23 protein-coding genes and 1 tRNA gene are annotated in these 24,401 nt (G+C 64.1%); 17 read left to right on the forward strand and 7 right to left on the reverse strand.

Going from position 1 to position 24,401, the window contains the following annotated elements:
• The first annotated feature begins 70 nt into the window (after positions 1-70).
• The 12 genes from ruvA to N5D48_RS02975 all read left to right on the forward strand — a co-directional run bounded on the left by ruvA (position 71) and on the right by N5D48_RS02975 (position 8,833).
• Positions 71-688: a Holliday junction branch migration protein RuvA gene (gene ruvA, locus N5D48_RS02920; RefSeq protein ID WP_279880838.1), complete on the forward strand. Its 618-nt coding sequence runs from the start codon at positions 71-73 to the stop codon at positions 686-688.
• Positions 685-1,731 (forward strand): Holliday junction branch migration DNA helicase RuvB, encoded by a 1,047-nt coding sequence (ruvB, locus tag N5D48_RS02925; RefSeq protein ID WP_240063769.1) that lies wholly within the window; start codon positions 685-687, stop codon positions 1,729-1,731. The genes ruvA and ruvB overlap by 4 nt, the downstream gene beginning before the upstream one ends.
• A gap of 125 nt (positions 1,732-1,856) precedes the next feature.
• Positions 1,857-2,309, forward strand: coding sequence for a tol-pal system-associated acyl-CoA thioesterase (ybgC, locus tag N5D48_RS02930; RefSeq protein ID WP_023628696.1), 453 nt, complete (start codon positions 1,857-1,859; stop codon positions 2,307-2,309).
• Between the two features lie 2 nt (positions 2,310-2,311).
• Entirely contained in the window at positions 2,312-3,007 is a 696-nt protein-coding gene (gene tolQ, locus N5D48_RS02935) for a protein TolQ (RefSeq protein ID WP_279880840.1), read from the forward strand.
• Between the two features lie 14 nt (positions 3,008-3,021).
• Positions 3,022-3,474 (forward strand): protein TolR, encoded by a 453-nt coding sequence (gene tolR, locus N5D48_RS02940; protein ID WP_012315816.1) that lies wholly within the window; start codon positions 3,022-3,024, stop codon positions 3,472-3,474.
• Entirely contained in the window at positions 3,474-4,538 is a 1,065-nt protein-coding gene (gene tolA / locus N5D48_RS02945) for a cell envelope integrity protein TolA (RefSeq protein WP_279880844.1), read from the forward strand. Before tolR ends, tolA begins: the two co-directional genes overlap by 1 nt.
• Positions 4,539-4,585: 47 nt before the next feature.
• Positions 4,586-5,836 (forward strand): Tol-Pal system beta propeller repeat protein TolB, encoded by a 1,251-nt coding sequence (tolB, locus tag N5D48_RS02950; RefSeq protein ID WP_279880882.1) that lies wholly within the window; start codon positions 4,586-4,588, stop codon positions 5,834-5,836.
• Between the two features lie 53 nt (positions 5,837-5,889).
• Entirely contained in the window at positions 5,890-6,387 is a 498-nt protein-coding gene (gene pal / locus N5D48_RS02955; protein ID WP_023381906.1) for a peptidoglycan-associated lipoprotein Pal, read from the forward strand.
• Between the two features lie 6 nt (positions 6,388-6,393).
• Positions 6,394-7,203, forward strand: a complete 810-nt coding sequence (gene ybgF / locus N5D48_RS02960) for a tol-pal system protein YbgF (RefSeq protein ID WP_279880846.1) — start codon at positions 6,394-6,396, stop codon at positions 7,201-7,203.
• Positions 7,204-7,363: 160 nt separating this feature from the next.
• Positions 7,364-8,011 carry a 7-carboxy-7-deazaguanine synthase QueE gene (queE, locus tag N5D48_RS02965; RefSeq protein ID WP_279880848.1) on the forward strand — a complete coding sequence of 216 codons (648 nt, stop codon included), beginning with the start codon at positions 7,364-7,366 and terminating at the stop codon, positions 8,009-8,011.
• 11 nt (positions 8,012-8,022) lie between these two features.
• Positions 8,023-8,697: a 7-cyano-7-deazaguanine synthase QueC gene (gene queC, locus N5D48_RS02970; protein ID WP_279880851.1), complete on the forward strand. Its 675-nt coding sequence runs from the start codon at positions 8,023-8,025 to the stop codon at positions 8,695-8,697.
• A 60-nt stretch (positions 8,698-8,757) separates the two neighbouring features.
• Positions 8,758-8,833, forward strand: a tRNA-Lys gene (locus tag N5D48_RS02975).
• Between the two features lie 303 nt (positions 8,834-9,136).
• Here the strand turns inward: N5D48_RS02975 and N5D48_RS02980 are convergent.
• Together N5D48_RS02980 and N5D48_RS02985 are read right to left on the reverse strand one after the other, a co-directional pair.
• On the reverse strand, positions 9,137-10,669 hold the full coding sequence (locus N5D48_RS02980; protein WP_279880853.1) for a 4-hydroxyphenylacetate 3-hydroxylase N-terminal domain-containing protein: 1,533 nt from the start codon (positions 10,667-10,669) through the stop codon (positions 9,137-9,139).
• Between the two features lie 256 nt (positions 10,670-10,925).
• Positions 10,926-11,822: a LysR family transcriptional regulator gene (locus tag N5D48_RS02985; RefSeq protein WP_279880855.1), complete on the reverse strand. Its 897-nt coding sequence runs from the start codon at positions 11,820-11,822 to the stop codon at positions 10,926-10,928.
• A 110-nt stretch (positions 11,823-11,932) separates the two neighbouring features.
• On the opposite strand from N5D48_RS02985, the gene N5D48_RS02990 reads away from it, so the two are divergent.
• From N5D48_RS02990 to N5D48_RS03005, 4 genes are read left to right on the forward strand one after another with little or no spacing between them, the layout of a single operon-like run.
• Positions 11,933-13,402, forward strand: a complete 1,470-nt coding sequence (locus N5D48_RS02990; RefSeq protein ID WP_279880857.1) for an efflux transporter outer membrane subunit — start codon at positions 11,933-11,935, stop codon at positions 13,400-13,402.
• On the forward strand, positions 13,395-14,576 hold the full coding sequence (locus N5D48_RS02995; protein WP_279880859.1) for an HlyD family efflux transporter periplasmic adaptor subunit: 1,182 nt from the start codon (positions 13,395-13,397) through the stop codon (positions 14,574-14,576). The genes N5D48_RS02990 and N5D48_RS02995 overlap by 8 nt, the downstream gene beginning before the upstream one ends.
• Positions 14,573-16,102 (forward strand): DHA2 family efflux MFS transporter permease subunit, encoded by a 1,530-nt coding sequence (locus N5D48_RS03000; protein ID WP_279880861.1) that lies wholly within the window; start codon positions 14,573-14,575, stop codon positions 16,100-16,102. Before N5D48_RS02995 ends, N5D48_RS03000 begins: the two co-directional genes overlap by 4 nt.
• A 13-nt stretch (positions 16,103-16,115) precedes the next feature.
• Positions 16,116-16,829 carry a siderophore-interacting protein gene (locus N5D48_RS03005; protein WP_279880863.1) on the forward strand — a complete coding sequence of 238 codons (714 nt, stop codon included), beginning with the start codon at positions 16,116-16,118 and terminating at the stop codon, positions 16,827-16,829.
• Between the two features lie 46 nt (positions 16,830-16,875).
• Here the strand turns inward: N5D48_RS03005 and N5D48_RS03010 are convergent, their stop codons facing one another.
• From N5D48_RS03010 to N5D48_RS03025, 4 genes are all read right to left on the reverse strand, one after another.
• Positions 16,876-17,637 carry an FAD-binding oxidoreductase gene (locus N5D48_RS03010; RefSeq protein WP_279880864.1) on the reverse strand — a complete coding sequence of 254 codons (762 nt, stop codon included), beginning with the start codon at positions 17,635-17,637 and terminating at the stop codon, positions 16,876-16,878.
• A 14-nt stretch (positions 17,638-17,651) separates the two neighbouring features.
• The gene (locus N5D48_RS03015) at positions 17,652-18,704 is read right to left on the reverse strand and encodes a phenylacetate--CoA ligase (RefSeq protein ID WP_279880866.1); all 1,053 of its coding nucleotides are present in this window, start codon (positions 18,702-18,704) and stop codon (positions 17,652-17,654) included.
• 285 nt (positions 18,705-18,989) lie between these two features.
• Entirely contained in the window at positions 18,990-20,279 is a 1,290-nt protein-coding gene (locus tag N5D48_RS03020) for an FAD-binding oxidoreductase (protein ID WP_279880868.1), read from the reverse strand.
• Between the two features lie 52 nt (positions 20,280-20,331).
• Positions 20,332-21,882, reverse strand: a complete 1,551-nt coding sequence (locus N5D48_RS03025; protein WP_279880870.1) for an amino acid permease — start codon at positions 21,880-21,882, stop codon at positions 20,332-20,334.
• Here N5D48_RS03025 and N5D48_RS03030 point away from each other — a divergent pair.
• Positions 21,874-22,173, forward strand: a complete 300-nt coding sequence (locus N5D48_RS03030; protein WP_279880872.1) for a hypothetical protein — start codon at positions 21,874-21,876, stop codon at positions 22,171-22,173. The two genes, N5D48_RS03025 and N5D48_RS03030, sit on opposite strands and share 9 nt — an antisense overlap.
• Before the next feature lie 183 nt (positions 22,174-22,356).
• On the opposite strand, the gene N5D48_RS03035 is transcribed toward N5D48_RS03030, so the two are convergent.
• Positions 22,357-24,126, reverse strand: a complete 1,770-nt coding sequence (locus N5D48_RS03035; RefSeq protein WP_279880873.1) for a phosphoethanolamine transferase CptA — start codon at positions 24,124-24,126, stop codon at positions 22,357-22,359.
• Positions 24,127-24,401 lie beyond the last annotated feature (275 nt).

The raw sequence follows: 24,401 nt of genomic DNA on the forward strand, positions 1-24,401 counted from the left end.
CGCTCACCTGGCGCATTTGCTGATAGGGTGGTCCGGTTTTCGACCGGCGCCCGAGAGGAAGGATCGGAACGTGATTGGACGTTTGCGCGGCACCCTGGCGGAAAAACAGCCGCCGCACCTTGTTATCGACGTCAACGGCGTGGGCTATGAGCTTGAAGTACCGATGACCACCCTGTATCGCCTGCCCAAGGTCGGCGAGCCAGTGACCGTGCACACCCACCTGGTGGTGCGCGAAGACGCTCACCTGCTATATGGTTTTGCGGAAAAGCGCGAGCGTGAGCTGTTCCGCGAGCTGATCCGGCTGAACGGCGTGGGGCCGAAGCTGGCGCTGGCGCTGATGTCCGGCCTGGAAGTGGACGAACTGGTGCGCTGCGTGCAGGCCCAGGACGCCTCGGTGCTGGTGCGCGTGCCCGGTGTCGGCAAGAAAACCGCCGAACGCCTGCTGGTCGAACTCAAGGACCGCTTCAAGGCCTGGGAAACCTCGCCGGCGATGTTCACCCTGGTCTCCGACGGCCCGCTGCCGGTGGCCAGTGAGTCCTCGGCCGAGGCCGATGCGGTCAGTGCCCTGGTCTCCCTGGGCTACAAGCCACAGGAAGCGAGCAAGGCGATCGCCGCGATCAAGGACAAGGCGGGCCTGAGCAGTGAGGAACTGATCCGTCGCAGCCTCAAAGGGATGATTGCCAAGTGATCGAGACCGACCGCCTGATCGCCGCCTCCGGGCGTGACCGTGAAGAGGTCCAGGACCGCGCGATCCGTCCGCTGCGCCTGGACGAATACATCGGCCAGCCCGTGGTGCGCGAGCAGATGGCGCTGTTCATCCAGGCCGCGCGTGGCCGCAACGAGTCCCTCGACCACACCCTGATCTTCGGGCCGCCCGGCCTGGGCAAGACCACCCTGGCCAACATCATCGCCCAGGAAATGGGCGTATCGGTCAAGAGCACCTCGGGCCCGATCCTCGAGCGTCCGGGCGACCTGGCGGCGATGCTGACCAACCTCGAGCCCCATGATGTGCTGTTCATCGACGAGATCCATCGCCTGTCGCCGGTGGTCGAAGAGGTGCTGTATCCGGCGATGGAGGACTTCCAGCTGGACATCATGATCGGCGAGGGTCCGGCCGCGCGCTCGATCAAGCTCGACCTGCCGCCGTTCACCCTGGTCGGCGCCACCACCCGTGCCGGCATGCTGACCAACCCACTGCGCGATCGTTTCGGCATCGTCCAGCGCCTGGAGTTCTACAGCAACAAGGACCTGGCCACCATCGTCAGCCGTTCGGCCGGTATTCTCGGGCTGCCGATGGATGACAAGGGTGCCTTCGAGATCGCCCGCCGGGCACGGGGCACGCCACGCATCGCCAATCGCCTGCTGCGCCGGGTGCGTGACTATGCCGAAGTGCGCGGCAAGGGCGAGATCACCAAGGCGGTCGCGGACATGGCGCTCAACCTGCTGGATGTCGACGAACGTGGCTTCGATCACTCCGACCGGCGTCTGCTGCTGACCATGATCGAGAAGTTCGACGGCGGTCCGGTGGGGCTCGACAACATTGCCGCGGCGATCGGCGAGGAGCGTCACACCATCGAGGACGTGCTCGAGCCCTATCTGATCCAGCAGGGCTACATCATGCGCACCCCGCGTGGTCGCGTGGTCACCCGGCATGCCTACCTGCATTTCGGCCTGAACATCCCCGGGCGCTTCTGTGAAGGCGGGGAATATGCCGCGCAGGACGACGAATGACAGATCGAATCGGTATTTTCGTGGTCCTACCGCTGGCACGCCATCGACTCGCTGGCAATACGACATTATCGATGCAAAAACAGTTGCCGGGGCGGATTGGCAAGTACAGGAGTAAGCACTAGAGTATGCGCGCGCAAAATGGGCTGGAACCGTTCGCACACCGCTGTCGCGTCTATTACGAGGATACCGACGCGGGCGGCGTGGTGTATTACGTCAACTACCTCAAATTCATGGAGCGCGCACGCACCGAGCGGCTGCGTCACCTGGGATTCTCCCAGGCCCAGCTGGCGCAGGACAACCTGCTGTTCGTGGTTCATTCCAGCGAGGCGCGCTACCACGCGCCGGCCCGCCTGGACGACGAGCTGCGGGTGACCGCGCAGGTGCTTGAATTGAATCGCGCCAGCCTGCGCTTCGTGCAGCAGGTGTGGCGAGCAAAGGATGAAGTGCTGCTCTGCGAAGGGCAGTTCCTGGTGGCCGCCGTGCGCGCCGACACTTTCAAACCCCGGGCCATTCCCCCAGAGCTGCGCGACGCCTTTCTGGCGGACGGCACGGGTACTCAATCGAACGCAGGAGAATAAGCGTGGAAGCAAACGTCGTCGACCATACCTCCATGTGGAGCCTGGTCGCCAATGCCAGTGTCGTGGTTCAGCTGGTGATGCTGACCCTCGTGGCAGCCTCGGTGACCTCTTGGATCATGATCTTCCAGCGCAGCAACATGCTGCGCGCCGGTCGTCGTGCACTGGACGCTTTCGAAGAGCGCTTCTGGTCGGGTATCGACCTGTCCAAGCTGTACCGCCAGGCCGGCAGCAATCCGGATCCGGACTCGGGTGTCGAGCAGGTCTTTCGTGCCGGCTTCAAGGAGTTTTCGCGTCTGCGCCAGCAGCCGGGCGTCGACCCGGACGCAGTCATGGAAGGTGTTGGCCGCGCCATGCGCGTCGCCATCTCCCGCGAGGAAGAGAAGCTCGAGCAGAGCCTGCCGTTCCTGGCCACCGTCGGTTCCACCAGCCCGTACATCGGTCTGTTCGGTACCGTCTGGGGGATCATGAACTCCTTCCGCGGCCTGGCCAGCGCCCAGCAGGCCACCCTGGCCACCGTGGCACCGGGTATCGCCGAAGCCCTGATCGCCACCGCGATCGGTCTGTTCGCCGCGATCCCGGCCGTTATCGCCTACAACCGTTTCTCCGCGCGCAGTGAAGTGCTGATTGGCCGCTACTACACCTTCGCCGACGAGTTCCAGGCGATCCTGCACCGCAAAGTACACACCAGCGAAGAGTGATCAGGTAGAAACCCATGGCCCGAGTTCGCCACAAACGCAAGCCGGTCGCCGAGATGAACGTGGTGCCCTACATCGACGTGATGCTGGTGCTGCTGGTCATCTTCATGGTGACCGCCCCCATGCTCAACCAGGGTGTGAAGGTGGACCTGCCCAAGGTTTCCAGCGAAGCCCTGCCGCAGGACAACAACGTTCAGATCCTGACCATCTCGATCAAGGCCGACAAGACCTACTACTGGAACCTTGGCAGCGAAGTCGACACCGACAAGCAGATGGACAAGGCCATGACCCTGCCGGAAATGACCAGTGCAGTGACCAAGATCATCGCCGCCGGTCGTGACCAGGGCAAGCAGACCCAGGTCTTCATCCGTGGCGACAAGGCCGTCGACTATGGAGCGGTCATGGGCGCCATGGGCGGGTTGCAGAAGGCTGGTGTCGGAAACGTTGGCCTGATTACCGAGGCGCCCTGATGCAACAGCGAGAGCCATCCGCCTCGGAAAGCTATTTCTGGCCCAGTGTCTGGGCCATCGGCCTGCATGTGCTGGTGTTCGCCATGCTGTTCGTCAGCTTTGCCATGACGCCCGAGCTGCCGCCCTCCAAGCCCATCGTCCAGGCCACGCTCTATCAGCTCAAGTCCAAGAGTCAGGCGACCACCCAGACCAATCAGAAGATTGCCGGGGAAGCGAAGAAGACCGCTTCGCGCCAGACCGAAGTCGAGCAACTGGAGCAGAAGAAGGTCGAGCAGGAGGCCGTGAAGGCTGCGGAACAAAAGAAAGCCGACGCCGCTCAAAAGGCCGAGGAGGCGCGCGAGGCCGCCGAGGCGAAGAAAGCCGAAGCCGCCGAGCAGAAGAAGGCCGCCGAGGCCAAGAAAGCCGAGGAAGCGAAGAAGGCCGCTGAAAAGCAGCAGGCCGACATCGCCAAGAAGAAGGCCGAGGAAGAGGCCAAGAAGAAGGCTGAGGAAGAAGCCAAGAAAGCCGCCGCGGAAGAGGCGAAGAAGAAAGCCGCCGAAGACGCGAAGAAAAAAGCGGCCGAGGACGCCAAGAAGAAAGCGGCGGCCGAGGACGCGAAGAAGAAGGCAGCTGAAGAGGCCAAGAAAAAGGCCGCGGCAGACGCCCAGAAGAAAAAGGCACAGGAAGCGGCCCGCAAGGCGGCGGAAGACAAGAAGGCCCAGGCGCTCGCCGAGCTGTTGTCCGACACCACCGAGCGGCAGCAGGCGCTGGCCGACGAGCAGGGTGACCAGGTGGCCGGCGACTTCGACGACCTGATCCGCATGCGCGCGGCCGAAGGTTGGGCGCGTCCGCCATCTGCGCGCAAGGGCATGACGGTAGTTCTGCAGATCAACATGCTGCCGGACGGCACCATCACCAACGTGAGTGTGGCCAAGTCCAGCGGCGACGGTCCGTTCGACAGCTCGGCCGTGGCCGCGGTGAAGAACATTGGTCGGTTGACCGAGATGCAGGGCTTGAAGCCGAGCGATTTCAATCCGTATCGTTCATTCAAGATGACATTTACACCTGAGGATCTAGCGTTGTGATTAAACGTCTGAGAGGACTCCTGGTCTTGCTCTGCTGCGTGGCAGGCATGGCCATGGCCGAGGAAAAGAACATCCTGGTCACCAGCGGCAGCGACCGGGCAACCCCCATCGCGGTAGTGCCGTTCGGCGTGCAGGGTGGCAGCGTGCTGCCGGAAGACATGGCCGACATCATCGGCAACGACCTGCGCAACTCCGGTTACTACGCGCCAATCCCGCGGCAGAACATGATCAGCCAGCCGAGCCAGGCCAGCGAAGTGATCTTCCGCGACTGGAAAGCCCTCGGCGCCCAGTACGTCATGGTTGGCAGCATCGTGCCGGCCGGTGGTCGCCTGCAGGTGCAGTACGCGCTGTTCAACGTCGCCACCGAGCAGCAGGTACTGACCGGTAGCGTCGCGGGCGGCGTCGACCAGCTGCGCGACATGGCGCACTACATCGCCGACCAGTCGTTCGAGAAGCTCACCGGCATCAAGGGCGCGTTCTCCACTCGCATGCTCTACGTGACCGCCGAGCGCTTCTCGACCAACAACACCCGCTACACCCTGCAGCGTTCGGACTACGACGGTGCTCGCGCAGTGACCCTGTTGCAGTCGCGCGAGCCGATCCTGTCGCCACGCTTCGCGCCGGATGGCAAGCGTATCGCCTATGTCTCGTTCGAGCAGAAGCGCCCACGCATCTTCGTCCAGCACATCGATACCGGTCGCCGCGAGCAGATCACCAACTTCGAGGGCCTGAACGGCGCGCCGGCCTGGTCGCCCGACGGTACCCGCCTGGCGTTCGTGCTGTCGAAAGACGGCAACCCGGACATCTATGTGATGAACGTGGCGTCGCGCCAGATCAGCCGTGTCACCGCAGGCCCGGGCATCAATACCGAGCCGTTCTGGGGCAAGGATGGCAACACCCTGTACTTCACCTCCGACCGTGGCGGCAAGCCGCAGATCTATAAACAGTCGGTCGGTGGCGGTGGCGCCGAGCGCGTGACGTTCGTGGGCAACTACAACGCCAACCCGAAACTGTCGGCGGACGAGAAGACCCTGGTGATGATCCATCGCCAACAGGGTTTCACCAACTTCAAGGTGGCCGCCCAGGACCTGCAACGCGGAAGTGTAAAGATTCTCTCCGAGACCAGTCTTGATGAGTCTCCCACTGTTGCGCCAAACGGCACCATGCTAATCTACGCCACCCGCCAGCAGGGCCGGGGAGTCTTGATGCTCGTGTCGCTTAACGGCCGTGTGAGGCTCCCACTTCCTACCGCTCAAGGCGAAGTCAGAGAACCGTCCTGGTCCCCTTACCTGAACTGATTGCGGCGTAATATTTTTGCTTAACACACTGGGGTTTCATTAGGAGTTTCACGATGGAAATGCTGAAGTTTGGTAAATTCGCTGCGCTGGCTCTGGCCATGGCCGTAGCTGTAGGTTGCTCCTCGAAGGGCGGTGACAACGCTGGTGAAGGCGCTGTCGACCCGAACGCTGGCTACGGTGCCAACACTGGCGCTGTCGACGGCTCCCTGAGCGAAGAAGCCGCCCTGCGCGCAATCACCACCTTCTACTTCGAATACGACAGCTCGGATCTGAAGCCAGAAGCCATGCGCGCCCTGGACGTTCACGCCAAGGACCTGAAAGCCAACGGCAACCGCGTTGTTCTGGAAGGCAACACCGACGAGCGCGGCACCCGCGAGTACAACATGGCTCTGGGTGAGCGCCGTGCCAAGGCCGTTCAGCGCTACCTGGTTCTGCAGGGCGTTTCCCCTGCTCAGCTGGAACTGGTTTCCTACGGCGAAGAGCGTCCAGTTGCCACCGGCAACGACGAGCAGTCCTGGGCTCAGAACCGTCGCGTAGAACTGCGTAAGTAAGTTCTTATGCGTATGTGCCGTCGTGCTGTAACCGTCCTCGCACTCAGCCTGCCCCTCTCGGCGTGGGCTGCGGTTCCCGTAGTAGATGACAACGCCGGTGGTTATCCACCCGCGGGTTATGGCACGAGCGGCGCCTATGCCGGAGCAGGGGCTTCGGCCCCTGCTTCTGCAAACGGCCAGCTGTTCATGCAGCTGCAGCAGATGCAGGACCAGATTTCCCGCCAGCAAGGCATCATCGAAGAGCTGCAGAACGATGTGTCGCGCATGAAGCAGGAAAACCTCGAGCGCTACCAGGATCTCGACCGCCGCATCAGCAGCGGTGCCGCGCCTGCCGCGACTCCCGACAATTCCTCCACCGGTGGCGCGAACAGCGCAGCCACGGGTGCCGCCGCCGGCGTCAGCGCCGCGCAGCCACCGGCCGCCAGCAGCGAGCCGGGTGATCCGGCGAAAGAGAAGCTGTATTACGACGCCGCTTTCGACCTGATCAAGCAAAAAGACTTCGACAAGGCCAGCCAGGCTTTCAACGCCTTCCTGCGCAAGTACCCCAACAGTCAGTACGCCGGCAATGCCCAGTACTGGCTCGGCGAGGTCAACCTCGCCAAGGGCGACCTGCAGGGCGCGAGCCAGGCCTTCGCCAAGGTCAGCCAGCTGTACCCGCAGCACAGCAAGGTGCCAGATTCGCTCTACAAGCTGGCTGATGTCGAGCGCCGCATGGGCCACACCGACAAGGTCAAGGGCATCCTGCAGCAGGTCATCACCCAGTACCCCGGCACCTCCGCCGCGCAACTGGCGCAACGCGACCTGCAGAAGCTGTAAGCAGCAGCGTTTGAAAGAAACCCGCGCCTGACGCGGGTTTTTTCGTTAGAATCTCTGCCCTTTTTTCGTAAACACGCTGTTGCGGATAACGCCATGTCGAGTCCGCGACAGTGCCTGACGGAGGCGGATAGCCTGTTCAGCTGTCACGCCCGTGGCGATCATGCAAGACACATTACGTATCACCGAAGTGTTTTACTCGTTGCAGGGTGAAACGCGAACGGCCGGGCTGCCCACGGTATTCGTGCGCCTGACCGGTTGCCCCCTGCGCTGCCAGTATTGCGACAGTGCCTATGCCTTCAGTGGCGGTACTATTCGCACCCTCGATTCGATCCTCGAGCAGGTCGCCGGCTTCAAGCCGCGCTACGTCTGCGTGACCGGTGGCGAGCCGCTGGCTCAGCCCAATGCGCTGCCCTTGCTGCGGCGCCTGTGCGATGCCGGTTATGAAGTGTCGCTGGAAACCAGTGGCGCCCTCGATATCAGCGCAACCGACACCCGAGTCAGTCGCGTGGTCGACCTCAAGACGCCCGGCTCCGAGGAATCGCACCGCAACCGCTACGAGAACATCGAGCTGCTGACCGGCAACGACCAGGTCAAGTTCGTCATCTGTTCCCGCGAGGACTACGACTGGGCGGTTTCCAAACTGATCCAGTACAACCTGGCAGAGCGTGCCGGCGAGGTGCTGTTCTCGCCCAGCCACCACCAGGTCAATGCCAGTGACCTGGCCGACTGGATCGTTGCCGACAACCTGCCCGTGCGTTTCCAGCTGCAGCTGCACAAGCTGCTGTGGAACGACGAACCTGGACGCTGAGAGGACAAGACATGAATGAGAAACGTGCGGTAATCCTGCTGTCCGGTGGTCTGGACTCGGCCACCGTGGTCGCGATGGCCAAGGCCGATGGCTACCAGTGCTACACCATGAGCTTCGACTACGGCCAGCGCCATCGTGCCGAGCTCAACGCCGCGGCGCGGGTGGCTCGCGACCTGGGCGTGGTCGAGCACAAGGTGATCGGCCTGAACCTCGATGGTATCGGCGGTTCGGCCCTGACCGACAGCAGCATCGATGTGCCCGAGGCGCCGAGCGAGGGCATTCCGGTCACCTACGTGCCGGCCCGCAACACCGTGTTCCTGTCGCTGGCCCTGGGCTGGGCGGAAGTGCTCGAGGCCCGTGACATCTTCATCGGTGTCAACGCCGTGGATTATTCCGGCTATCCGGACTGCCGCCCGGAGTTCGTCGAAGCCTTCGAACGCATGGCCAACCTGGCCACCAAGGCCGGCGTGGAAGGGCAGGGCTTCCGCATCCAGGCGCCATTGCAGAACCTGAGCAAGGCGCAGATCGTCCAGGCGGGTATTGCCCGTGGCGTGGACTACAGCCTGACCGTCTCCTGCTATCAGGCCGATGACGATGGCCGTGCCTGTGGCAAATGCGACAGCTGCCGCCTGCGGGCCGATGGCTTCAAGGCGGCCGGTGTAGAGGATCCGACCCGGTATTTTTGATTTTTTTCTGATGGGGTGTTGATTTCCTCTGGGAAATCAGTAATATACGCGCCATCCAACGGGTCGTTAGCTCAGTTGGTAGAGCAGTTGGCTTTTAACCAATTGGTCGTAGGTTCGAATCCTACACGACCCACCATATTCGCAGCGGATCCGCTGCTACGAGAAGCCCGCCGTTTTCGGCGGGCTTTTTCGTTTTCGGCAGAAAAACCATTGCGAGCGCCGATCATGTGTTGCCTGGCCCCGGCAAGGTGACTGCGCAATGAATCATTGCAAACAACGCAGCCGACAAGCCGACAAGGTTGTTCTAAGGTGTATCGACCAGTAGCGCTGAAAGGATTCACACATGGACGTGTGCATTGATTCAGAAGAGCGATACCCACGCGGCGAGGCTGCGCGCCCACGCCGGGCGGCAGCCTCGATTTTCGCGCGTCGCGCAGCCTCAGCGCGCCGCGTAGGCCGCCTTGAAGTCCGGCGCGGTCCAGCCCGTGAGGTCGTACTCGGCCATGCATTGTTCAGCCAGGGCTCGCATTTGCTCGGTGCGCCCCGAATGGCTGGCGATGTGCAGGGTATCCAATCGGCTCTTCTCGTAGCTGCCGGAGTAGTTGACCTCATACAGCTCATGACGCGAGCCGAACTCGGTGCCGATGGCGTCCCACAACAGCTTCAGGGTCTTGGCCCGTTCCTCGGCACCGATGCCGTTGGAGCCGCGGGCGTACTGGTCGAGGAATGGCCGCACCTCGGGGTTGAGGAAGTCCTTGGCGTGGGACGGCAGGTAGATCAGGCCGCTGGCCACGGTCTTGCGGATCAGGTTGATCACCCGGCTGTAGGCATCTCCCGCCATGGCGCGGTAGGCCAGCGCCGACTCCAGGTTGGGCAGCAAAAACTCCTCGTTCCAGCTCTCGGTGCGGTAAGCCATCGAGTCGGACAAGCCCCAGAGCATGTGGCGCAAGGCGATGGCTTCGCCCACCGCGCCCTGCACGCCCTGGAAGTCGCGGGTGCCGCAGATCTCCACGGCCTTGAGGAACAGCCCGCAGATGAAGTCCATCTTCACCGCCAGGCGGGTGCAGCCGTGCATCAAGGTGCGGCCGAAGAAGCCGGACTTCTGGATGAAGCTGTTGGACATCTCCACCCCGTACATGAACACGTCCTGCCATGGCACGAAGGCGCGATCGAAGATCAGGATGCAGTCGTTCTCGTCCATGCGGCTCGACAGCGGGTAGTCGAACGGGCTGCCGTTCTTGCTGGCCGCCTGCTCGTAGGAGGTGCGGCAGATCAGCTTCACGCCCTTGGCGCCGGTGGGGATCATGAAGATCGGCGAGTACTTCTTGTCCTGGTACATCACGTTGTAGTGGGCAACGAAGGTGTACTGGGTCAGCGCCGCGCCGGTGGCCACCACCTTGGCGCCGCTGATGTAGAGACCGTCGGCGGTTTCCTCGACGACCCGCACGAACACATTGGAGGTGTTCGGGTCCTGGTTGCGGTCCACCGGCGGGTTGACCACGGCGTGGTTGATGAACGGCAGGCGCTCGCGGCTGTAGTTGTACCAGCGTGTGGCGTTCTCGGCGTACTCGCCATACAGGTCGCGGTTGGGGCCGAAGGTGCCGATCCAGGCACCCTTGAAGTCCGGGGTGCGACCCATCCAGCCATAGCTCAGGCGGGCGGTTTCGGCGATCGCGTCGCGGGCGGCGACCTGTTCCTCGACCGTGCGCGGCGCCTGGAAGAAGCGGTGGCAGCGCAGCCCCGGGGCGCCATCGATCTCGATGGTGAGCTTGTCGCGCAGCGCGGGGTCATGCAGCGCATCGTAGAAGCGCGCGTTCATCAGCGCGGCATTGCGAAACGCCGGGTGCTCGGTGACATCCTCGACCCGTTCGCCGTTGATCCAGACTTCCCGGCCGTCCCGCAGGCTTTCCAGGTACTCCTGGGAGGTCTGAAGGCCCCTGCGTTCTTGAGAGAAACCGTTTCGATCCATCATGTGTCTGCTCCGTGTCCGTTTGCTCACGCGCCTTGAGTGTCGGGCGGCGCGCTGTTGTTGTGAGGTAAATGCTGGCTTGCACGGACCACAACTTAGGTATGAGTGTGACTAAATGTAAATTTCGAAACGTGCAATCTACGATTGCTCGCAGGAGGGGTTGTGGGCGCTTTTTGGCGCTGGCTACTGTTGGCGGTTTTTGTCGATTGCAGGGGCGCCGCCGCGGGCTCGCATTTGCCTGCGCGGCAAGCTGATCGATTCAGCCACCGGAGCATTCCTGCACCAGTTGGCGCAGCCAGCGATGCACCTGGTCGTTGTTCACCCGGGGATGCCAGGCCTGGCAGAACTCGCCGCCGGGGGTTTCCACCGGCAGGGTAAAAATGTGCAGCGGCAACAGCGGCAGCGACCACTCGACGAAGCGCCTCGGGATTATCGCGACCATCTCCGAAGAGCTGGCCAGCTGCATGGCGGCCTGGAAGCCTGGCACCACCAGCGGCACCTTGCGTTGCAGGCCGAGCTTTTCCAGCTCGAGGTCCAGCGGACCACGGGTGCGGCCACGGCGCGACACCGAAAGGTGCGGGAACGCCACCAGGTCCTCGGCGCTGACACTGTCCAGGCGGGCGAGGGGGTGCTGGTTGTTGACCACGCCAACGAAGGTGTCGATGTACAGACGCTGTTTATAGACCTCGGGACCGAGTGGGCCGGCGATGCCGATGTCCAGGTCGATCAGCCCGTCGCGCAGCGCGGCGACGTCCTCGTTGCCCTGGGCCATGAAGCTCAAGGTCACGTGCGGGGCCTGTTGCGCGACGCGCTGGCTCAAGCGTAGGGCCCAGGCTCCGGTAAAGCCATCCTCGGTGCGCAGGGTGAATACTCGCTTTACCGTGCCCAGGTCGAGCTTCTGTTTGGTGCCCAGCACATGACGCGCTTCCTCGAGCAGGTTATGCACCTGAGGCGCCAGCTCCAGTGCCAGGGGGGTGGGTACCAGGCGCCGTCCGGCCAGCACGAACAACGGGTCGCCCATGGCCTCGCGCAGGTTCGACAGGCGTCGGCTCATGGCCGGGATGCTCAGGTTCATGCGTTCGGCGGCGCCGGTGACACTGCCTTCGCGCAGCATCGAATCGAAGGTCAGCAGCAGGTTCAGGTCCGGTAGGTTCATTGCGCAGTCCTTTGCAAAAAATGCAAGTCTAGTCTCTGGTTATTGCAATTTTCAATATTCCTGAGGCTCCCTAACATTCCACTGCAACCCAACCCTCCAAGGATGTTGTGATGGAATCCTCTCATTCGCTTCAGCAGGGGCTGGCGATCTGCCTGCTGCTGGCGCTGCCTGGCTGCGTCAGCCCCGGGCACAGCCCCGAACCGCCGAAACCCTTGGCACCCGAACAGCTCGAGGCTGGCCGGGACATCGACCGCGTCGCCACTCAGCCCTCGTCCTCGCTGGACGACCGCTGGTGGCAGCGGTTCAACGACACCGATCTCGACCGCCTGCTGGTCGCCGCCCTGGATACCGCCCCCAGCCTGGCGATCGCCAGTGCGCGGATCGACCGGGCGCAAGCCGAGGCCGGCATTACCCTGGCCAATACCCGGCCGAATCTCTCGGCCATGACCCAGATCCTGCGCAGCCAGGATTCGCAGCATTACAAGACCGGCGCCGATGAGGCCGGGGTCTGGCACACCGATGGCCAGGCGCTGCTGCAAGGGCGCTACAACCTCGATCTGTGGGGCCTGAACCGTGCCCTGAACGAGGCAGCAGTGGGCAGCCTGCGCGCCGCCCAGGCCGACCAGGCGGTCGCTCGCCTGGCGCTCAGCGGCAGCCTGGTGGAAACCTGGTTCGCCCTGGGCGGGGTGCTCGAACAGCAGGCCATCGTCGAGCAGACCCTGGAACAGCGCCGCAGCATCCTGCGCCTGAGCGAAGATCGGTTGAAGTCCGGTCTGGGCACCCAGGTCGACGTTGTTCGCGCCCGTGGGCCGATTCCCTTGCTCGAAGCCGAACAGGCGCGTCTGCAAGGCGTCGCTCGTGGCTATCAGTTGCGTCTTGCCGCCTTGGCCGGCAAGGGCCCTGGCTGGGGCGAGCAATGGCGGCCACGCATCGCCGACCCGCGTCGCAGCGTAACCCTGCCTAGCCACCTGCCGGCCGAGCTGATCGGTGGCCGGCCTGACGTGGTCGCCCAGCGCTGGCGTGTCGAAGCCCAGGGCAAGCGCATCGGCGCGGCTCGCGCGGCGTTCTATCCGAATATCGATTTGCTCGCATTCGCCGGCTTCCAGAGTTTCAGTTTCCAGAACCTGTTCCACCACGACAGCCGCACTTATGGCGTGGGCCCCGCAGTGACCTTGCCGATCTTCGACGCCGGGCGCCTGCGCAGCCAATACCAGGGGCAGCAGGCCGGCTATGCCGAGGCCGTGGCCAGCTACAACCAGACGCTGGTCAATGCCTTGGGAGAAGTCGCCGGGCATGTCTCGCAACTGCGCGCCATCGAAGGCCAGCGCCTGAAGACCGTGCAGGGCCTGGACGAGGCCGAGCAGGTCTACGACCTGGAAAGCCTGCGCTATCGCCAGAGCCTCACCGATTTCCTGCATGTGCTCGATGCCCAGACCCGGGTGCTCGACACGCGCATGCAACTGGTCCAGCTGAAAACCTCGGCGCTGCAGAACCAGGCCGGCCTGCTGCGCGCCCTGGGCGGCGGCTGGAAAGAAGCCGATCAGACCCCTACCACGCTTGCGGGAGCCTCCCATGACTGATGCCACCCAAACTCCAGCCCCGGCGCCGACCAAGTCGCGCCGTGGCCTGATTTTCCTGCTCATTGCCCTGGTCGCCGTGGCGGCGGCTGTCGTTGCCGGCCTGTGGTACTGGATGTATGGCCGCCTCTACGAGACCACCGACAACGCCTACGTCCGCGGCGATGTGGTGCTGATCTCGGCCCAGGTGCGCGGCACCGCCACCGCGGTGAACATCCAGAACACCGATAGGGTCAAGGCCGGCGATGCCCTGGTCGAAATCGACCCGGCCGACGCGCGCTTGAGCCTGGACGCCGCCACCCATCAACTGGCCCTGACCGTGCGCACGGTCAACAGCCTGTACGCCGAGGAAAACGACCTGAGCGCCCAGGTCAAGCTGCGCCAGGCCGAAGCCAACCGGGCCAACCAGGACCTGCAACGGCGCCGCTCGGTGATCGCCCAGGGCGGCGTGTCCGGCGAGGACCTGCATCACGCCGAGGAAGCCGCGCAGATCGCCCAGTCGGGGCTGCGCGCGGCCGAGGCCAAGCTGGTGGCGCTGCAGGCGCGAATCCAGGGCACCACGGTGGAGAACCATCCGCAGGTGGCCGCCGCCGCCGAGCGGGTGCGCGAAGCCTACCTGGCGCTGGCGCGGACCAAGGTGCCGGCGCCGGTCGACGGGCTGATCACCAAGCGTGCCGTGCAGGTGGGCCAGCATATCGAGCCGGGCACCGTGCTGATGGGCCTGGTGCCCCTGGACAAGGTCTGGGTCGAAGCCAACTTCAAGGAGTCGCAGCTGGGCCAGATCAAGGTTGGCCAGCGTGTCGAGCTGTTCGCCGACCTGTATGGCGAAAGCGTGGTCTACCACGGCCGCATCCAGGGCATCGAGGCGGGCAGCGGGGCGGCCTTCGCCACCATCCCCGCGCAGAACGCCACCGGCAACTGGATCAAGGTGGTGCAGCGGGTACCGGTGCGCATTGCCCTGGACCGCGAGGAGGTGCTGCGTCACCCGCTGCGCATCGGCCTGTCGATGACGGCCAAGGCCACCCTGGGTGAGCCGGACGAGCCAGCGCCGACCAGTGTGCAGGACAACACCGAGGTCTACGGCAGTGTCGGCAGCGGCAGCGATGCGCTGGTGAACCGGATCATTGCCGAGAACCTGCAGGTGTCAAAGCTTAGCGTGTCGAGGAACGACCGATGAGCAGCGCCAAGCGTCCCATCGAGCCGCTCAGTGGCGGCACGCTGGTGCTCGGCGCGCTGGCGATCGGCATGGCCAACTTCATGATGGTGCTCGACACCACCATCGCCAACGTCGCGGTGCCGACCATTTCCGGCAACCTTGGCGTGGCCCCCGACCAGGGCACCTGGGTGCTGACTTCGTTCAGCATCTCCCTGGCCATCGGCCTGCCGCTCACCGGCTGGCTCGCCCAGCGCTTTGGCCAGGTCAAGCTGTTCCTCAGCGCCGTGGTGCTGTTCGTGCTGGCCTCGGTGTGCTGCGGCCTGGCGCCGAACCTGACCTCGCTGCTGGTGTTCCGGGTGTTCCAGGGCGCCGTCTGCGGCCCCCTGGCGCCGTTGTCCCAGGCCCTGCTGGTGGCGATATTCCCGCCCGCGCGGCGCACCACGGCGTTGGTGGTGTGGTCGATGACAACTTTCCTCGGGCCGGTCTGCGGCCCGATTCTCGGCGGTTACCTGACCGACAACATCAGCTGGCCGTGGATCTTCTATATAAATGTGCCGGTCGGCATCTTCATCCTGCTCGCCCTCGGCCAGGTGCTGAACGGGCGCGACAACCCCACGCGCAAATTGCCGGTGGACGTGGTCGGCCTGCTGCTGCTGATGGTCGCCGTCGGGTCGCTGCAGATCCTGCTCGACAAGGGCCAGGACCTGGACTGGTTCGCCTCCACGCCGATTCGCGCCCTGGGAGTGATCACCGTGCTGGGCTTCGCCTCGCTGATCACCTGGGAGCTGACCGCGCAGCATCCGATCCTCGATCTGCGCCTGTTCAAGGAGCGCAACTATGCCATCGGCACGGTGTGCGTGAGCCTGGGCTTCGCCCTGTACTTCGCCTCGCTGGTGCTGGTGCCGCTGTGGCTGCAGACCGAAATGGGCTACACCGCGACCTGGGCCGGTATCGCCACCGCGCCGCTGGGGATCGCCGGGGTGGCGCTGGCGCCTTTCATCGGCCGGATGATGCAGCACGCCGACGCGCGGGTGCTGGCGAGCATGGCGTTCATCTGCTGGATCGGCGCGTCACTGTGGCGCATGCATTTCGAGACCAACCTGGACATTGCCTTCATTGGCTGGAACTCGGTGCTGATGGGCGCCGGCACGGCGTTCCTGTTCACCCCGCTGGTGGCCATCTCGCTGTCGCGCCTGCCGCCAGAGAAGATCCCCGCGGCCCTGGGCCTGCAGAACGCCCTGCGCATGACCGGCGCCAGCTTCGCGGTCTCGCTCGGCCCGGCCTTCTGGGACCACCGGGCGCGCCAGCACCAGGTGGAACTGGCCGAGCGCATCACCCCGTTCGATCACTGGAGCGCCCAGGCCCAGGACAACCTCGGCCAGCTCGGACTGTCGGCCCAGGGCGCCCTGGAATCGCTGGGACGCACCATCGACCGACAGGCGCACATGCTGGCCCTGAACGATTTCTCCCTGGCCAGCGCCTGGTTGTTCTGCGCGGTGCTGGGGATCGTCTGGCTGGCCCGTTCACCCAAGGCGAAAGCCAAGTAAATCTGGAGTTTTCATGCTCGAATTTCGCAAGAAGCTGAAATACAACCTCGAAGTCACCGATGTCCGCGATGTCACGCCGCTGGTGCGGCGTGTCACCTTGAAGGGCGATCTGTTCGCCGGGGAGTCGCCCTGTGAGCCGGGGCAATGGCTGAAGCTGTTCCTGCCCAGTGGCGCCAGCCAGGTCACCCGGGCCTACACCATACGCCGGCATTATCCGCAATCGGCGCGGGTCGAGGTCGACTTCGTGCGCCATGACCATGGCCCGGCGGGGCGTTGGGTGGAGCGGACCTGGGTCGGCGAGCAGATTGGCTGCTCGGCGTTGCGCGGCGGTTTCCAGCGCCAGGAGGATGCCGAATGGATGGTGCTGGCGGCCGATGAAACCGGTACCCCGGCGGTGATGAGCATTCTCGAAAGCCTGTCGCCGCGCGACCGCGCGCTGGTGGTGCTGGAGGCTGCGAGCCTGACCGAACTGCAGGCGGTGGACTCGCTGGCGACGGTCAATTGCGAGTGGTACTTCCGCGATGAGCACCCGGCCGGTAGCAACCTGTTGCTCGAAGGCATCAGCAAGCTGAAGTTGCCCTCGGGAATCGGCCAGTTCTGGATCGCCAGCGAGGCGCAGGCGGTCAACGAGGTGCGTGACTACCTCACCGAAACCTGTTCGATCCAGCGGCGTCTGGTGCGTGGCAAGGGCTATTGGATGCGCAACGTCGCCGATTATCGCGATTGAGCGCACGTTCGCCTTGCGCTGCCTGGCAGCGCAGGGCCCGCTGTCCTCAGCAAACCTGCAACACAGGTTCGGCCAGACGTTCGAAATGCAGGCGCTCGGCTGCCAGGCCGTAATCCTTCAGCGCCGCACCCACCGTCTCGACCATGGCCTGCGGGCCACACAAAAACGCCGCATCGAGCCGGCTGACGTCGATCCATTCGCGAAACAGCGTGTCGCACATGGCCAGGTCCAGGCGCCCGGACGGAAGCCCGTTGTCGTTGCTTTCCCGGCTGAACAGCAGGATCAGTTCCAGGCGTTGCCCATACAGGGCCTGCAGCGCGGCCAGGCGTTCGCCGAACAGCAGGCTGGCGCGGTCGCGGTTGCCGTAGACCAGGGTGAAGCGGCTGCCCTCGTCGTTTTCCAGGGTGCTCTTGATGACCGGCAGCAGCGCCGTGATGCCGCTGCCCGAGGCCATGCCCAGGCAATGATGAGCCTGGGCCTGTTGCTGCTCGGGGCGATAGGATGAGCCCGCCGGTGGCATCACCAGCAGGGTGTCGCCCACCGCCAGCTGGGTGTTGGCGTAGCTCGAGAAACGGCCTTGCGGCACATGCCGGATCGCCACCCGTAGTTCGCCGTCGTCAGGCGCGCTGAAGATCGAGTACGAACGCCGCACCGGTTCGCCTTGCAACTGTGCTTCCAGTTGCAGGTACTGGCCTTGCTCGAAGCGGTAGGTCGCCGCCAGGTGCGAGGGCACGGCAAAGGCGATCGAAACGGTATCGGCGCTCTCGCGGCGGATATCGGCGACTTGCAGCGGGTGCATCACGGTCATGGCGCGGGTCCTGTTCAGGCGCTCTGGCGCAAGAGAGTGGCTTCGGGGCCGGCGAGACGCTCCAGGCGGCGCATGCTGTGCGTGGTGCCGGGTAGCAGGCGGCCGATCTCGCCGGTACGGTAACGGATCATCGGCAGCGCCTCGCGGCTCAGGGTAGTCAGCACCACCTCGCCGAAGTGGCCATCGGGCAGCGCCGTAGCGCTGTCCGGATCGATGATCTCTGGATAGAAGTGGTCTTCCCACAGCGTGACGCCATCGCGGGCTTGCAGGCATTCCATGCCGATGCCGGGGTCCATCAGGGCCGGCACGCCGTACAAGGCCAGGGTCTGGACGCCCAGGCGCCGCTCCAGCTCCTGGCGCAGGGTGCTGGCGCACGGTTGCGGGCCGAGCAGCACGGTGCGCAAGGACAGCGCAGGCAGGGCTATGCCCTGGCGTTCCAGTTCATGGGCCAAGGCCAGCAGTTGCGCAGGGTTGGCCACGAGCATTTGCGGCTGGAAGTCGCACAGCAGGCGAACCTGCTCGCACGCTTCGCGGGCCGCCAGGGGGATCAGTGCGCAGCGCAGGCGTTCGGCTCCCAGTTGCAGGCCGGCGCCGGCGCTGAAACCGTCCAGGTCGCCGAGCACATGCAGGCGGTCGCCGGCATGGGCGCCGGCAACGCGCAGCGAGCGTGCGACCAGCGCCGCCCAGACGTCCTGGTCGTTGCGTGTGTAGCCAATGAGCGGCGATCGGGCGCTGCCGTCGTGGCAGGCTTGCAGGCGTACCACTTGTCGCGCCGGTACGGCGAACAGCGAGAACGGGTAGTGGTGGTGCAGTTCGGCGTTGCCGATGAAAGGAAAGCGGGCGAGGTCGCCGAGGTGCTGCAGCTGCTCGGGGTGCAGCCCCATGGCTTCGAACTGCTGGCGGTACCAGGGCACGTTGCGCCAGGCGTGTTTCAGCGACCAGCGCAAGCGGCGCAGCTGCACGTCGCGCAGTTGTTCGAGGCTGCAGGTTTCCAGGGTGTCGCGATGGGGCGAGGTGAGCGGGCGTTGTTCGAAGGCAGCGATATCGAGGCGTGTGTTGGCGTTCATCTTCCAAGTCCGTTTGGTAGGTCGACCATCAGGCTTGCATGCTATGCCGGGGTATCGGGGATGGCTACTCGCATTGCCCGGCCCGCCGTGTGCCGGGCGCGAACCGTTTCCGCGCCTGCCGGCTCGCGTCCGCGGCGCCTGCTTCGCGGCTGAAGCCGCTCCCACAGGATCCCCGTTGTCTTGGGCATTGTGTAGTACCTGTACCCGTGAAGCAGGCGCTGCGTTGTTCGCGGTGGTTCTGCGCCCAGACAAGCCCGCGCTCACCGGGCGCGCAGCCCGGACCGTTCAACGATTCAGGCGTCGTGCATCGAACGCATCGCGGGCCTGGAAGGCACTGTAGGTGGCTTGCGCGGCGAGCATCCCAGCCAGTCCGTAGGTGCGCTCGAGGCCGAATCTGGCGAAGCCTTCCGGTACCGGCAGCCGACGGGCGATCGCGTCGGCCAGCACCTCGCCGGCCACGGTGGTCGGCGCCATGCCATGCCCGCCGAACCCCACCGCGTGCCAGATGCCTTGCGCATCCTGGCCGATCTGGGCCATCTGGTGGCGCCCGTAGCTCATCAGTCCGCCCCAGGCGTACTCCAGTGGCACGTCCTCGAGCTGTGGGTAGACGCTCAGCAGGTCGGCCTTGAGCAATCGGGCGATGGCCTGCGGCCCACGGTCGAGGATGGAGATACGCCCGCCCCAGAGGATCCGCGTGTCTTTCAGTGGCCGGTAGTAATCGAAGGCGAAGCGCGTGTCGTAGATCGCCGACTGGCAGGCGATGGCGTCCTTCAGGCGCTCGCCCAGCGGAGGGGTCGCCACCACATAGGTGGCGATCGGTAGCACGGCGCGCTCGATCGGCGGGTAGACGCCTCGGGCATAGCCGCCACCGGAAAACACCACTTCCTCGGCGTGCACTTCACCTTGTCCGGTGCGCACGATGTAACCGTGGGGCTTTTTCTCGATGGCGATGACCGGCGATTGCTCGAAGATCGTCACGCCCGCTTGCGTGGCGGCCCGGGCGATGCCACAGACGTACTTCAGCGGGTGGAAGTGGAAGGCGTTGCGCTCCAGCAGTCCGCCATAGTAACGCTCGCTCCTGAGCTGCTCTTTCAGCTCGCCGGGCGCGATGTGCGTCCACTCCACGCCATAGGCTTGCTTCATCAACTGGCGGGGTTTTTCCAGGCGCGACGGGTCGTTGAACCAGTTGGCCAGGATCACGCCCTGATCGACCAGGTCGCAGTCGATGGCGTATCTGCGGGTGCGTTCGCGGATCAGCTCGACGGCGTCGAGCGTCAGCTGGTACAGGCGGCGTGCTTCGCTGGCGCCGAGGGTCGCCAGCAGGTCGGCGTTGCCGAGGCTGTAGCCGCCGAACACGAAACCGCCGTTGCGCCCCGAGGCGCCATGGCCGACGCGTTGTGCTTCGAGCACGGTCACATCGCCTACCCCGCGCTCGGCCAGTCCCAGTGCCGTCGACAGACCGGCCAGGCCACCGCCGAGGATGCACACGCGAGTGTCGGTTCGACCCGACTGGGCCGGATAGTGGGGTCTGTCGGCGGTAGCTTCGTAGTAGGAATCGAGCAAGGTGCTGTTCATCATGATCCCAGGCAGTGATGGGCGGGCCGGGCCAGGCCCGCCATTGGTGTTGTCAGGCGGGTTGCTGGTGGGTGGTGACGGAGGTTTCGGCGACGGCCTTGCTGTCTTCGGCCTTGCGCGTCTCGATCACCGAGAAATCCATCTGCCGATAGCGCACGACTCGGGAGCCGGTGACCAGCTTGTGGCCGAACCACATGACCGTGAACAGCACCAGGCCGACGTAGGTGGCGAAGGCGCCGATCCAGTCGATCTGCCCGCCAATGAAGGCCTGGTAGTTTTGCCCGAGCATCACCACCATGCACAGGCCGAAGGCAAACAGCGGTCCGAACGGAAAGAACTTCGAGACGTACGGCAGCCTGGCCAGGTCATGGCCTTGCAGCAGGTAGCCGCGGCGGAAGCGGTAATGACTGACCGCGATGCCCAGCCAGGCGATGAAACCGAGCATGCCGGAGGTGTTCAGCAGCCACAGGTAGAGCTTGCCGGGGCTGAACAGGAAGCTCAGCAGGCACAGGCCGGCGACCGCTGCGGTGGCCAGCAGCGCCCAGACCGGCGTGCCGCTGCGGGTCACGCGGGCGAAGATGGCGGGTGCCTTGCGTTCCCGAGCCAGGCTGTAGAGCATGCGCGAGGAGGCGTACATGCCCGAGTTGCCGGCGGACAGCACCGAAGTGAGGATTACCGCGTTCATCACCGCGGCGGCGGCGAGCATGTCGGCCTTGGCGAAGATCAGCGTGAAGGGGCTGATGGTGATATCGGACAGGCCGTCCTTGAGCAGTCGCGGGTCGGTGTAGGGGATCAGCAGGCCGATCACGATGATGGTGAATACGTAGAACAGCAGGATCCGCCAGAAGATCTGGCGCACGGCCTTGGGAATGTTGCGCCCGGGGTTGGTCGTTTCGCCCGCGGCGATGCCGACGAACTCGGTGCCCTGGAACGAGAAGCCGACGATCATCGCCACGCCGATCAGCGCCGGCAGGCCGCCGGCGATCGGCGCGTCAGCGATCTGCCAGAGGTGGCTGCCGCCGTCCTGGCCGCCTTCGAGGATACCCAGCAGCATCAGCACGCCCACGGCGATGAAGATGATGATGGTGACGACCTTGATCAGGGCGAACCAGAACTCCGCCTCGCCGAAGAAGCGTACCGACGCGACATTCAGGGCGAACAGTAGCGCCAGGAAGACCGCGCTCCAGATCACCCCGGGCGTATCCGGGAACCAGTAGACCATGATGATCTGCACGGCCACCAGGTCCACGGCAATGGTCACGGCCCAGGAGTACCAGTAGTTCCAGCCCAGGGCGAAGCCGAAGCTTTCATCCACGTAGCGCGAGGCGTAGGTGGAGAACGAGCCGCTGACCGGCATGCAGGCGGCCAGTTCGCCGAGGCTGGTCATCAGGAAGTAGACCATCAGGCCGATCACCGCGAACGCCAGCAGCGCGCCGCCGGGGCCGGATTGGGCGATGGTGGCGCCGGAGGAGACGAACAGGCCGGTACCGATCGAGCCGCCGATGGCGATCATGTTCAGGTGGCGGCTGGTGAGGGTGCGCTTGAGGTGTCCGGAAGCTGGAGGTGCGCCAGTCGAACTGGCGTCGTGGTTCGCATGGGTCATGGGCAACCTGCTGATCTGCATTCAAGTGAGTTGTTGTTCTTGTTGTGTTCTGACCACTTCCAATTGCAGGGAGGGCGAGCGCGGGATGAGCGCCGGCCTGCCAGCGGTTTCTCCAGGACCGTGGCGGTGGTGATTGCATTGATAGAGATCAGTATTGGCCTGGAAAGGCGCGGACAACAAACGACCATTAATCGCTACATCATTCCTTTTTGGAATGATATTTTTCGTCGTTTTGGTGGGGTATTAAGCGCACTCTATAGCGCGATATTTGCTTGTTGTCCTGATTTTTAAGGTGCCTGTTCTCGTCTATTTAGATATTAATATCGTCTTTTTGTCTTGTTTGGCTGTGTGCCAGATAATGTGTTCGGAAAAAAATTCATCAATATGCGCGCAAAAAAAAGCCGATATCTGATTGCTCGGATATCGGCTTCGACGTTGTTGCGGCCTGTGGTCGGCGCGGGCGTGGTGGAGGGCTTAGCCCTCGTCGGGGTGGGGAGCGTCGTTGCTGGCGGTACGTTGTTCTTTCTCGGCCTTGTCCATCGGCAGCTTGTCGAATTCACGCAACCCGTTGCTGGCGTAGGGGTCGCCGATCCAGCGCGGGCCGGCGACGAATTGTGGGTTCACCAGGCTCTTGGCTGGTTCGTAACCGTCATAGCTCAGCCCCGCCAAGTCGGAAAGGGTGTGGATGAGGTGCGAGCTGCTGTAGGCCCGGTTGACCATGGAGCGAAGGTCCCGGGGAGCGCTCGCCTGCCAGCTGGACGAAGTCCAGAGCAGGAACGGGATGGTGTACATCGGCCGCGTGGGGTCGGCCTCGTTGCGACCCAGGCGGTCATGGTTGCCCGAGCGGTAGACATCCTCGCCATGGTCGGAGAGGTACAACAGGAAACCGTTCGGGGTGCTGGCCGCGTACCGCTTGATCAGGTCGGAGACGACGAAGTCGTTGTAGCGCACCGCGTTGTCGTAGAAGTTGTAGGTTTGCAGCTGGCTGGGCGTCAGTGTCGGCGGCGCGCCGTTGCCATCGTTGAAGTGGGCGAACTCTGCCGGGTAGCGGTAGCGATAGTCCATGTGGGTGCCCAGTAGGTGGACGATGATCAGCTTCTTCGGCGCCGCGTCGTGCAGGGCATTTTCGAAGGGCGCCAGCACCACGCTGTCGTACTGGCTGGCGTTCTGGTTGCGCTGGTTGTTCAGGTAGACCGGTACGTCCGTCTGCTGGGAGAAGGTCGTGAGCATGGTGTTGCGCTTGGTCATCGTCTGTTGGTTGGTGATCCAGAAGGTCTTGTAGCCGGCCTGTTTCATCAGGTTGATCAGCGACGGTTCGCTGAGAAAGCGATCAGGGTGCTGTTCGTCGCCGAAGGTGAGGATCTGCTGCATCACTTCGATGGTGTAGGGGCGCGGCGAGACGACGTCGCGGAACACGGTGAGGCGCTTGTCGCTGGCGGCCAGGGCGTCGAGGTTCGGCGTGGTGTCGCGGTCGTAGCCATACAGGCGCATGTGTTCGCGGGTGGTGGACTCGCCCAGCACCAGTACCAGGGTGCGCGGGGCATCGCCGCTGCTGTCCTTGAGGTTTTGCAGCGGTGGCAGGGCGGCGTTTTGTTGCAGCAATGCCTGCATGCTGTCCAGCTGCTGGCGGTATTGCCGGTAGCCGACCACCAGTTGCCATGGCACCGCAGCGGCCATGCGCTGTTCGACCTTTTCCTGGGCGTCGGCGAAGTTGCGCTGTTGGCCGACCATCTGTTTGTAGAAGGGGTAGCCCAGGGTCGCCAGCAACAACAGGGCGACCACTGGCAGGCGGCCGTACAGTGGCAGGGTGACCGGGCGGATGCGTTTGAACAGCAGTACGGCGACGATGCTGTAGAGCAGCAATGCCAGGCCCAGCCAGATGCTGAAGTACTGGCTGAAGTATTCGCTGGCCTCGGTGGTGTTGGATTCGAACATCACGAAGATGACGCTTTGCGAGAATTCCTGGCGGTAGATGGCGAAGTAGCTCAGGCCGACCAGGGAGCTGGCCCAGAGCACCAGGCCGATCAGCGCGGCGAGCGGGCGGGTCAGGCGTGGCAGCAGCAGTATCGGTGCCAGCCACAGGCTGCTGAGGACGAAGGCGTCGCGAAAGCCGGCGAAGCCGGTGGTGCCGCTGAACAGCAGCAGCGCTTGGGTGATGCCGGAGAAGTACCAGAAGAACAGCACAAGCCAGCCGAGGCCGGCCCAGTCGATGGATTCGCGAGCGGGGGGAGTTGTGCGTGACACGAGTGCCTCGGGGAGCGGTTGTCTGCTGGATTGGTTGGCGGGCGACGCTAAAGGGGGCAACGTGAAAAGATCGTCAACAATTCATGAAAGTCTCGGGGCGGCTGACGAGTGAGATCCGAATAAGCTGCTCTTGATGTTTGCTCTTGATGTTTGCTCTTGATGTTTGCTCTTGCTTCTAGGTGCGCGATAGTTCAGGCAACACCAATTGCGACTTCAGGAGGCCGAGTGGAGTTCTTGCGGAGGGAGGTGACGGGCATGGATGCCCGTCAAGCGCT

This window comes from Pseudomonas sp. GD03858 (assembly GCF_029840925.1).
Classification (GTDB): Bacteria; Pseudomonadota; Gammaproteobacteria; order Pseudomonadales; family Pseudomonadaceae; genus Aquipseudomonas.

Bases quoted from the DNA above. Each gene is read 5' to 3' on its own strand.
- pal (WP_023381906.1), top strand. From the start codon at position 5,890: ATGGAAATGCTGAAGTTTGGTAAATTCGCTGCGCTGGCTCTGGCCATG.
- N5D48_RS02980 (WP_279880853.1), bottom strand. From the start codon at position 10,669: ATGATGGATCGAAACGGTTTCTCTCAAGAACGCAGGGGCCTTCAGACC.
- ybgC (WP_023628696.1), top strand. From the start codon at position 1,857: ATGCGCGCGCAAAATGGGCTGGAACCGTTCGCACACCGCTGTCGCGTC.
- N5D48_RS03025 (WP_279880870.1), bottom strand. From the start codon at position 21,882: ATGACCCATGCGAACCACGACGCCAGTTCGACTGGCGCACCTCCAGCT.
- N5D48_RS03015 (WP_279880866.1), bottom strand. From the start codon at position 18,704: ATGAACGCCAACACACGCCTCGATATCGCTGCCTTCGAACAACGCCCG.
- tolR (WP_012315816.1), top strand. From the start codon at position 3,022: ATGGCCCGAGTTCGCCACAAACGCAAGCCGGTCGCCGAGATGAACGTG.
- N5D48_RS03030 (WP_279880872.1), top strand. From the start codon at position 21,874: ATGGGTCATGGGCAACCTGCTGATCTGCATTCAAGTGAGTTGTTGTTC.
- N5D48_RS03020 (WP_279880868.1), bottom strand. From the start codon at position 20,279: ATGAACAGCACCTTGCTCGATTCCTACTACGAAGCTACCGCCGACAGA.
- N5D48_RS02995 (WP_279880859.1), top strand. From the start codon at position 13,395: ATGACTGATGCCACCCAAACTCCAGCCCCGGCGCCGACCAAGTCGCGC.
- queE (WP_279880848.1), top strand. From the start codon at position 7,364: ATGCAAGACACATTACGTATCACCGAAGTGTTTTACTCGTTGCAGGGT.
- queC (WP_279880851.1), top strand. From the start codon at position 8,023: ATGAATGAGAAACGTGCGGTAATCCTGCTGTCCGGTGGTCTGGACTCG.
- N5D48_RS03000 (WP_279880861.1), top strand. From the start codon at position 14,573: ATGAGCAGCGCCAAGCGTCCCATCGAGCCGCTCAGTGGCGGCACGCTG.
- ybgF (WP_279880846.1), top strand. From the start codon at position 6,394: ATGCGTATGTGCCGTCGTGCTGTAACCGTCCTCGCACTCAGCCTGCCC.
- N5D48_RS02990 (WP_279880857.1), top strand. From the start codon at position 11,933: ATGGAATCCTCTCATTCGCTTCAGCAGGGGCTGGCGATCTGCCTGCTG.
- tolB (WP_279880882.1), top strand. From the start codon at position 4,586: ATGGCCATGGCCGAGGAAAAGAACATCCTGGTCACCAGCGGCAGCGAC.
- N5D48_RS02985 (WP_279880855.1), bottom strand. From the start codon at position 11,822: ATGAACCTACCGGACCTGAACCTGCTGCTGACCTTCGATTCGATGCTG.
- tolA (WP_279880844.1), top strand. From the start codon at position 3,474: ATGCAACAGCGAGAGCCATCCGCCTCGGAAAGCTATTTCTGGCCCAGT.
- N5D48_RS03010 (WP_279880864.1), bottom strand. From the start codon at position 17,637: ATGACCGTGATGCACCCGCTGCAAGTCGCCGATATCCGCCGCGAGAGC.
- N5D48_RS03005 (WP_279880863.1), top strand. From the start codon at position 16,116: ATGCTCGAATTTCGCAAGAAGCTGAAATACAACCTCGAAGTCACCGAT.